The organism is Vibrio splendidus 12E03 (genome assembly GCF_000272105.2).
In the GTDB taxonomy this organism is placed as follows: domain Bacteria; phylum Pseudomonadota; class Gammaproteobacteria; order Enterobacterales; family Vibrionaceae; genus Vibrio; species Vibrio splendidus_I.
On the sequence record NZ_AJZD02000091.1, the window covers coordinates 24,556 to 34,081 of the forward strand.

The 9,526-nt window shown below is 43.9% G+C and carries 7 protein-coding genes; all 7 read right to left on the reverse strand.

Going from position 1 to position 9,526, the window contains the following annotated elements; genetic code table 11:
- Positions 1–6: 6 nt before the first annotated feature.
- Entirely contained in the window at positions 7–2,976 is a 2,970-nt protein-coding gene (locus A142_RS08130) for an ExeM/NucH family extracellular endonuclease (RefSeq protein ID WP_019825359.1), read from the reverse strand.
- A gap of 391 nt (positions 2,977–3,367) precedes the next feature.
- Positions 3,368–4,384 carry a tryptophan--tRNA ligase gene (trpS, locus tag A142_RS08135; RefSeq protein ID WP_016796005.1) on the reverse strand — a complete coding sequence of 339 codons (1,017 nt, stop codon included), beginning with the start codon at positions 4,382–4,384 and terminating at the stop codon, positions 3,368–3,370.
- A gap of 150 nt (positions 4,385–4,534) precedes the next feature.
- A complete protein-coding gene (locus A142_RS08140) occupies positions 4,535–5,221 on the reverse strand; it encodes a phosphoglycolate phosphatase (protein WP_019825362.1) in 687 nt (228 codons plus the stop codon).
- A 102-nt stretch (positions 5,222–5,323) separates the two neighbouring features.
- Positions 5,324–5,998 carry a ribulose-phosphate 3-epimerase gene (rpe, locus tag A142_RS08145; protein WP_010435263.1) on the reverse strand — a complete coding sequence of 225 codons (675 nt, stop codon included), beginning with the start codon at positions 5,996–5,998 and terminating at the stop codon, positions 5,324–5,326.
- Between the two features lie 204 nt (positions 5,999–6,202).
- Positions 6,203–7,048, reverse strand: a complete 846-nt coding sequence (locus tag A142_RS08150; RefSeq protein WP_019825364.1) for a Dam family site-specific DNA-(adenine-N6)-methyltransferase — start codon at positions 7,046–7,048, stop codon at positions 6,203–6,205.
- 69 nt (positions 7,049–7,117) lie between these two features.
- On the reverse strand, positions 7,118–8,635 hold the full coding sequence (locus tag A142_RS08155) for an SPOR domain-containing protein (RefSeq protein ID WP_019825366.1): 1,518 nt from the start codon (positions 8,633–8,635) through the stop codon (positions 7,118–7,120).
- A gap of 79 nt (positions 8,636–8,714) precedes the next feature.
- Positions 8,715–9,526, reverse strand: an 812-nt coding sequence (aroB, locus tag A142_RS08160) for a 3-dehydroquinate synthase (protein WP_019825367.1), incomplete at its 5' end; no start/stop codon positions are given.

Here is a 9,526-nt window from a genome sequence, read left to right on the forward strand (position 1 = left end):
ATTGAGCTATTTGCGACGACGCCACATTGCTAAGCCAAATAGTGACATCAGAGCACCGAAGCCAAATGAGCCACCGTCAGTATCCTCCGGTGTTGTAGGGTCTGTCGGAGTTGTATCAGGCACCTCAACAGTCACTTCACGCTCGGAGCTAAACTTAACTATTTCACCAGTAGGGTCCGTTAATTTTTCTTCCAGGCGGTACTGACCTTGGTCTATTTCTTCGTCAAATTCAACATTAACACTTCGAGCGTCAATATCGGTTTGCACCAAAGTCGTACTTGCAGAATGACCTTGAGATACTGAATGAGATAATGCTGCTTGAATAGTGCCTGTTAGAGTTAAGCTAACCGTCACTATATCATTAACGGCAGCATTTGGTGGTAGACGAACTTCAACTGCGAATTTATCGCCTGAGCTAGGTAAACTAAGATCAGTGTCAGGGAAGTCTATAGCAATGATGACAGGATCATGATCCGATGCTGAAAACGCGTCTTTGTACTTTGGCATATCGCCTGTGTACTTACTGCTGTATTCAAATAGGTTACTTTCTAGTGAGTTAATGTGCCAATCTTCAATAGCAACTACTTTCTGAGCCAAACTGCTGCTCGCTAATGCGTGATCCAAATTACCTAACTCGCCAGAGTAAGTGTATGAAAAGGTATCAGATCCGTGCAATACCGTATTCAAATTATGGTAACCGTAACCTTGTTGGATTTGCGTTTTATCAACCTGAAGTTCGCCACCATCTAATGTCGTGTAAGCGGCGGTATAAATATCGCGATCATATTTGTCTTTTGAGTAATCAGTTAAAGTTAACAGAGGATCTTCCATGCCGTAAGCATTCAGGTCTCCCATTACTAACATGTCACCTTTAATGTATTTTAACGCTTCACCAACAACATGAGCAGCAGAAACGCGGAAGTTATTACAATTTCCTTGAAGATCCGTTGGCTCGGAATCATCAACACCTGCGATCCACTCTTCAATACATTCAGAACCCTTCGATTTAAAGTGGTTAACTACAATCGAAAGATCTTCACCCGTCTCTTTCACAGTAAAGGTTTGCAACAAACTATGACGCTGATATTTGTCATATGAAGGGTTACTTTCAGCACCTTCATTACGAGTTATTGTATTTGCCTCAATGTGTTGTTCAGGAGTCACAATGACTTTAGCCGCTTGCTTTGGCATCACGGCCTTCGCGCGGTACAAGATAGCAACCATAATTGCGTCGCTACCAAAGTAGTCATCTTGATATTTATCTTGTTCAGAAACCTCAACATAAGTGTAATGGTCATCGACATCATCAATCTCAGCGTTTAATGCGTTAACTAGGTTATTCAAAGCACTATCGTCACCGAAACCGTTATTCTCTATTTCCATTAAACCAATAATGTCTGCATCCATTTTGCTCATCGCTGCAACGATTTTTGCTTGTTGAATTAAGAATTCATCAAGGTTTGTAGCACCCCGGTTTTGTCCGGTTGGATTGTCATGACCACTGTCAGCAACAGAAGTAAAATAATTGAGAACATTAAAACTCGCGACACGCAGATCAGACTCAGCAATCGATGGTGCTGCTTTTCGAGCTACGTCGAAATTATCACCTGATGTCACAAAGTTTGTGTTATTTACCTCATTTGTGGCGATCAAACGATATTCGTTGTAACTGTAACTGACCACACCATGTAGACCCTCAACACGAGAACCAAGGCGAATATGTTGCTCAGAAGTACCATCTTGATCTGCATCTTGGCCAAATTCAGGGTAATAAGGGATTTGACCGCTAGCCGCTTTGCCATCGGACTCTAAGAACACGCGATTACTAGCATTCTCTTTTGCTAGATCAGTCGCACCTTCACTTTCCGCCGCATGCAGTTGAGTTGGTTTAAGTAAAGGCGCTTGATATGACAGCATCATATTGTTGCGCTTTGAATCATAGTCATAAGAAAAATTACGTGTAACAAACAAATCGCTTGCTGAGCTCAATTTAACTTGCATTCCTTCGTGACGCTCTAGCGCATCACGTAAGGTTTCCCCTTCTTTGATGTTCAGTTCAGTAACAAGAGAGATATCGGACTCTCCCGTCTTAATATAGCTATTGGCATCAGAGGAAAGCTGAGTGCTACTGTAATACTCTTGTACTTTGCCTTTCACGCACACAACATCGCCTGGCATTAAGTCTGTATCTGCTACATCAGTGTGGATAAACAAGCCTTCAGACGTATTATCATTATTGTCATTTTCAATAGCTTGCAGATAGAAACCTTTGGTTAGTCCTGTAGTCACTGCACTGACAACACCTGTAACAAAATGATCTTCTTCAGTAATGTACGGGTAACCATCGATAAATGGAGATGTTCCTTCTTCACCCTGAATATCTTGAATGGTTGTGAAGGTAGGTTGTTGTCCATCGACTTCACAAACAAACGGAACAGGTGGTTCAACTGTGTTTAAATTTCCAAGACCATCAATATTATCTTTCGCGAAAGCAGCCCATTGTGCGGCTTGGTAACTTACAGAGGGTGTTAAGGCATCACTATTACGAACTAAAGTTGTATCTTTACCAAAATCAACATCTCCCATAACACCAAGAATGTCGTGTACTTCACCATTTTTAAGCAATGCCAATGGGTCATCACCATTGAAGTTAGCAACGCTCTTATCCGTAAAATCGGCAATGGCTGCAATCGCATCGCTCGAGTCAGCATGGGCAACAACATACACTTGGTTCGCCTGTAAAGTCACTGAGCTTAGGTCTATTTTATTGCCCCAACTGCCATCGCCATTCGAAGATTTAGCCAACTCATAACCTGTCAAGGTTACTGCTGCATCACCAGTATTCGCGATTTCTACCGCTTTATTATACGAACCACCTTCAACATACTGGGTAAATATAATTTCAGCATTAACATTGGCACTGAGAGCGCTAGCAATCGTCAGTGCAAGTAAAGAAGGTTTAATTAACGTGTCCATTGCCGTACCTAATATTTATTTGAATACAAATCGAGCACAGAGCTCACCATTTGCGCTTACTATCAGGTTTATTTATGAAACAAATAAGAAAGAGCAACAAAAGCCGTGAAATCAATCACATGTGGATGTTGAAAATTATGCCAGAGCTGCTCATTTAAACATTTTCTGTAACAAATGCATCAATAGTTCCGATCAAAACCATTAATTAGAACTATTACTCAGCTATATATTTCTAGTTATGTTAAGTGAATGAATAATCTAATTTTTAGGCTCTACTCAAATGATGTGTACGATGTAGCGACAATCCAAAAATATTCCCTCGACAATGGACATAAAAAAAGCTCCACCAATGGTAGAGCTCTTAAAATCAGATTACCATCTTAGCTAAGAGTTACGGACGAGTAACAAAACCTACTGCTTCGTATGCTTTTTTCAGTGTCACTGCAGCACGCTCAGAGGCTTTTTCAGCACCGGCTTTCATTACTGCGTCCATGTAAGCACGGTCAGCACGGATACGGTGGTATTCAGCTTGAATCGGCTCAAGCATCTCAACCAATGCTGCGCCTACGTCTTTCTTGAACGGGCCGTACATTTCAACGCCTTGGTACTGCGCTTCGATCTCTTCGAACGTTTTACCCGTCGCTGCAGAGTACAGACCCATTAGGTTAGAGATACCCGCTTTGTTTTCCCAATCGTGAGCAATGCGTGGTGGTGTTTCTGCATCGGTTTGCGCTTTGTTAATCTTCTTGATGATCGACTTAGGTTCTTCTAGCAAAGTAATCACGTTCTTACGGTTGTCGTCCGACTTAGACATCTTCTTCGTCGCATCTTGCAGGCTCATTACACGTGCATTCACTGTTGGAATGTAAGGTTCTGGTACTTGGAAGATTGGCGTTTCAGGACCGTAGATGTTGTTAAAGCGAGTTGCGATATCACGCGCTAGCTCTAAGTGTTGTTTCTGGTCGCTACCTACAGGCACTTGGTGAGCACCGTAAAGCAGGATGTCTGCAGCCATCAACACTGGGTAGTCGTATAGGCCTACGTTTACGTCGTTTGAGTGACGTGCAGACTTATCTTTAAACTGAGTCATACGGCTCAGTTCACCCATTTGTGTGTAACAGTTAAGAAGCCAACCAAGTTGAGCATGCTCTGGTACGTGTGACTGAACAAATAGCGTGCTCTTCTTTGGATCAACACCGACAGCAAGACAGATTGCTAGTGCGTCTAGAGTCGCTTCATGCAGTGCTTTCGGGTCTTGGCGAACCGTAATTGCGTGAAGGTCTACAACACAGTATTGGCAATCGTAATCATCTTGCATCTGTTGCCATTGACGTAGAGCACCCAAGTAGTTACCGATACTTAGTTCACCAGATGGTTGAACACCACTCAATACGATGGGCTTGCTCATGGTTTTAATTCCTTTGCTTATTCGCTAAGTTTATTGAACGCTTAGCTTCTTAACTTAAATATAGAAAAGCCGCACAGCTCTTCTGTACGGCTCATCCAGTGTACTCATTGATAAGTATTTTGCTAGTAGGTTAGCTAACTTTTGTCCGCTTTATGCTGAAACTAGAACGACATCTAGTAATTGCGCGACGCTATCCGCGACATAGTCAGGGTTTGATGCTGAAATCGGCTCGCCGTGGTTATAACCGTAAGTCAAACCAAACGAGTGACAGCCTGCATTCTTAGCCGCTTTAATGTCGTTGCTTGAATCGCCAACCATCAGCATCTCTTCCGCTTTAACATTGTGCTTTTCTAGCAACCAGTTCAGCGCGACTGGGTTCGGTTTTTTCTCTGGGAAAGAATCACCACCCAACACATCAACAAAGTACTTATCGATACCGTGTTGCGCCAGAACGTCGGGTACAAACTTCGAAGGCTTGTTGGTGACCAGCGCCATGGTGAAGCCCGCTTTATCCAGCTCAGCCAACGTCTCTTTAACCGATGGGTAAAGGTGACTGAGCTTGTGGCCGCCCTGCTCGTAGAAATCATCAAATAGGATGCGCGCTTTTTTTAGTAGCTCTGGCTCTAGGCTTGGGTCAACCGTCAGGTTACGGCTGAGTGAACGTCCGATAAGAACATCAGCACCATTACCTACGTAGTCGCGAACTTGTTCTTCACTCACTGAAGGGAAGCCCAACTCCTGACAAGCTTGGTCAGCAGCAACGGCCAAATCAGGCACGCTGTCTAACAAGGTTCCATCCAAATCAAAGGCGATCAGTTTTATTGAGCTTAATGACATCTTACTTTCCTATTTATTATGTTCGTCTTATGAGTTGAGCTATAAGACGTAAAAAAGGGGCAAATTAGCCCCTTAATATTCAATCTATCTGTAGTTTTACGATTATGCGTTTACTTTTGCAAGCTCTGCACGCATCTCATCAATCACTTCTTTGTAATCTGGTTGATTGAAGATAGCTGAACCCGCAACGAACATATCTGCGCCCGCTTCTGCGATTTCACGGATGTTATCCACCTTCACGCCGCCATCAATCTCAAGGCGAATGTCACGGCCTGATTCGTCAATTAGCTTACGAACAGCACGTAGTTTATCTAGCGTGTGAGGAATGAAAGATTGACCACCGAAGCCTGGGTTCACAGACATCAGTAGAATCATGTCTACTTTGTCTAGGATGTAATCTAGGCAAGAAAGCGGTGTTGCAGGGTTAAGAACCACACCCGCTTTACAACCGTGCTCTTTGATTAGCTGTAGAGTGCGATCGATGTGCTCTGATGCTTCAACGTGGAAGGTAATCATTGATGCGCCGGCCTTTGCAAACTCAGGCACGATGCTGTCTACTGGCTTAACCATTAGGTGAACGTCGATAGGAGCAGTAATGCCGTAGTCACGCAGCGCTTTACAGATAGGCGCGCCAAAAGTCAGGTTAGGTACGTAGTGGTTGTCCATCACATCGAAGTGCACAACATCAGCACCAGCTGCGAGTACTTTTTCTACGTCTTCACCAAGACGAGCAAAATCTGCAGACAAAATCGATGGAGCGATTAGAAAATCTTTCATACCAAACCTCTTAAGAGTGAGTAAATTGCGAATGTCACCGTCTTAGTGATATCTCATACACAAATACAAGACTCAAGTCCAAGACTATTTGGTGTGCAATTCTACCTAAGCACCTGAGCAGATCCTAGCAGTTCGAAAGATTAGTTTAAGAAAGTATCCGTTGGTCACTCAATTTAATGAGTTTGGCGGCTGTTCTGACCAGAACTATTCCGCTGATGTGTGTTGCTGGTTTTTCTCTTTATGGAAAAGCGCCAGCAGCTCATCAACTTTATTACGCCCAGCGCCATTACGGCTGATGGTGCGTTTCACCTTAACCACGTTCAACTCCGCACCATGATATAAGCGACGCGTTAATGTCGTATCGTGGTTTGAAATCAAAACAGGAATACCGCGTTCCATCGCTGCTTTTTCAGCAACATCCGCCAGTGCAGCTTGGTCATCTAAGCTAAAGCCATTACCTGCGTAAGAGGTAAAATTAGCCGTGTTCGACAGTGGTGCGTATGGAGGATCGCAGTAAACCACACAGCCTTTGCGCGCGCGCCTAAAGGTTTCATGGTATCCCTCACAGACGAAGGTGGCCTTTTTCGCTTTCTCGGCAAAAAACTCCAGCTCAGCTTCTGGGAAGTAAGGTTTTTTATAAGAACCAAATGGAACGTTAAAACCGCCCTTCTTGTTGTAACGACATAGGCCATTGAAGCCAAATCGGTTCATATACAAGAAAGCCAACGAACGATACATGACGTTATCTGTACCATTGAACTCAGCGCGAATATCTAAGAAGGCTTCTTTGCGGTTGTTCTCAGGACAGAACCAGCGCTTCGCTTCCGTGATATAAGTTTCAGGATCGGTTTTAAGTAAGTTGTACAGGTTGATAAGATCGGGATTGATATCTGCAAGCAGGTACTGTTCAAAGTCAGTATTCAGAAATACTGAGCCGGCACCGACAAACGGTTCTACCAATTTACGAGCAGGTGGCAGGTGACGTTGGATGTCTTCAACTAGGCCATATTTACCACCAGCCCATTTTAGAAAGGCACGCTGCTTTTTCATTTACTGCTCTATCTATCAACTCAAAAATAAGGCTGCGGAATGTAACATATTTTGAGGCTAAGCTCAGGGTTATTTCGCACGTTCTATCTCTCGATGCACTTGATTCATCGATTTTGCCCAAGGTTCCAACTGTTGAAGGGGTTTTGATAACGCACTTACCGCGTCTCTCGCCACTTGAATCGTTGGGTAATCTTGATAAGTGATAATAAACCACTTGGTGTCGTTGCGAAGTGTTGGGTAAATACGAACCTTGTTCTCAAGGTCATACTCTTCAATGAAAGATTGCACATCTTCCAATGAGGTCATCGCACTCAACTGTAAGGTATACGCGCGTGGCGAGATCGCTTGTAACTCTTCGCGAGAAAATGAGAATGTGATTTTCTTAGTCGGTGGTGTGGACTGGGTTAGGTCTGCTGCTTCATCGGTTGAAGGCTGTGACTCCACTTTGTCTGCATCTGACTGCGAACTCACCGCGGCACCTGTGTTTTCTTCAACAGCAGCATCAATCGCACTGGTATCAGCACTTTCAGGTTTATCATCAAGCAAGGCATCAACCACATCAGAGGTGATCACAACGCGTTGCTGATCTTGCTCGACTTCTCCAACACTCGCGGTATCTTCAACGACAGTCGGCGGCAGAGAGGAACTATCATCATCGGCACCTTGGTAACTCATGTCGGTTTCAGCTTCAGAACCCACAGCTCCATCGACACCAGTTTGTTCAGTGCCGCTTTCCACCTCAAAGGTTGGAATAGCGGTCTGTTCAATCGGTGCGATAAGCGACTGCGCTTTATCGTCTGGTGTTGGTTGACTGAACATCCACCAATAACCACCACCAATTAAAATCAACAACAAGGCCACCACAATCGCGATATTGATGGGTGAGCCAATAATTGAGCGAATAATAATCCTTTTTTCCACTTTCAATTCTCCTAAAGCCATTAACTCACCGGGCAGAGGTTGCGCTTTATTAAACGCACGTCGCACGCGAGTTTCAGACTCATCATCAACATATCGAATCACCAGTGATTCAAAGAAATGTTCAGCTTCTGGTTGCGAAAGGTCATCGATCTCAAGATCGATAGGCTTGTGTTGTTGACCGTAACTCAAACGCGTTAATAACGTATCTAAGTGGCCAGGTTCCGAGAAGAGAACGATATTGATCGTCCATTGAGGGTTTGATTGAGCTTCCAGTACCAACATCCATAATTCGGATACCAATAGCTCAGAAAGTCGTTGGGCATCATCAACGACGATAACCACATTACACGGCTCTCCATCCAGTAACCTTGTCAGGCTATCAGATAAAGAATCATGTTGATTAAACAGGGGATCAGAAACAATTTGGCTAAGAATAAGCGAGCGGCGTTGTTGATCGTCTTGGCTTGGATGACAAAGCAGTAAACACTGATTTTTTTCTGTCGACCATGCTTCAAGATAACGCTGAGCTAACCAAGATCGGCCAGAGCCAGCTTTGCCAGCCACCGTCACAAGGTTTGAACCAAAGTTAGTCAAAAGCTGTAAGCGCTCTAGCAACTCAACTTGAGATTCTAACTCTAATACTCTTAATTCATGAGCCAAACTCATTGGGGATCCCTACTGATAAGATCGATCAGTAAAACGCTTCAGTTGCCTAGAGTTTAGCTAGGCAACCTCACAACCAAATTTAAAGAGTACGGCAGAAATCGATCGCTTGTTTAATGATGTCTTGAGGCACATCAGCAACCACTTCAGCAGTACCAATACTTGTTGGTAATACCAAACGCAACTGACCAGACAGCACTTTTTTATCGCGCATCATGTGCTTCATAAAGTCTTCAAAAGACATGCTTTCTGGCGTATGGATTGGTAGTTTCGCATTCTTGAGTATAGAAATAATTCGCTCAAGTTGCTGCTGAGAGATCAGTCCCTGTAATTGAGCTGTTTTAGCTGCCATTACAGTGCCTGACGACACAGCTTCACCATGTAGCCAATTACCATAGCCTAGTTCTGCTTCAATCGCATGACCAAATGTATGACCTAGGTTCAATAACGCTCTGATTCCTGACTCTTTTTCATCTAGAGCCACCACTTCAGCCTTAATTGCACAACAACGAGCAATCGCGGTAATCAGTGCTTCTTCATCAAGTTGATAAAGTTTCTCTAGATTCTGCTCCAACCAATCAAAGAAGGCTTCATCGTAAATGATGCCGTATTTGATCACCTCAGCAATGCCCGCTGCAAACTCACGCTCTGGAAGCGTTGATAAACAGTTGGTATCGATGATCACAGATTTCGGTTGGTAAAAAGCGCCGATCATATTCTTACCAAGAGGATGGTTTACTGCGGTTTTACCACCAACAGAAGAGTCCACTTGAGAAAGAAGGGTCGTCGGGATTTGAATGAAATCAATACCGCGCTGGTAACAAGAGGCAGCAAAACCGACCAAGTCACCGATTACACCACCACCTAAAGCAATCACCACCACATCGCGGCTGG

Bases quoted from the DNA above. Each gene is read 5' to 3' on its own strand.
- A142_RS08130 (WP_019825359.1), bottom strand. From the start codon at position 2,976: ATGGACACGTTAATTAAACCTTCTTTACTTGCACTGACGATTGCTAGC.
- trpS (WP_016796005.1), bottom strand. From the start codon at position 4,384: ATGAGCAAGCCCATCGTATTGAGTGGTGTTCAACCATCTGGTGAACTA.
- A142_RS08140 (WP_019825362.1), bottom strand. From the start codon at position 5,221: ATGTCATTAAGCTCAATAAAACTGATCGCCTTTGATTTGGATGGAACC.
- rpe (WP_010435263.1), bottom strand. From the start codon at position 5,998: ATGAAAGATTTTCTAATCGCTCCATCGATTTTGTCTGCAGATTTTGCT.
- A142_RS08150 (WP_019825364.1), bottom strand. From the start codon at position 7,048: ATGAAAAAGCAGCGTGCCTTTCTAAAATGGGCTGGTGGTAAATATGGC.
- A142_RS08155 (WP_019825366.1), bottom strand. From the start codon at position 8,635: ATGAGTTTGGCTCATGAATTAAGAGTATTAGAGTTAGAATCTCAAGTT.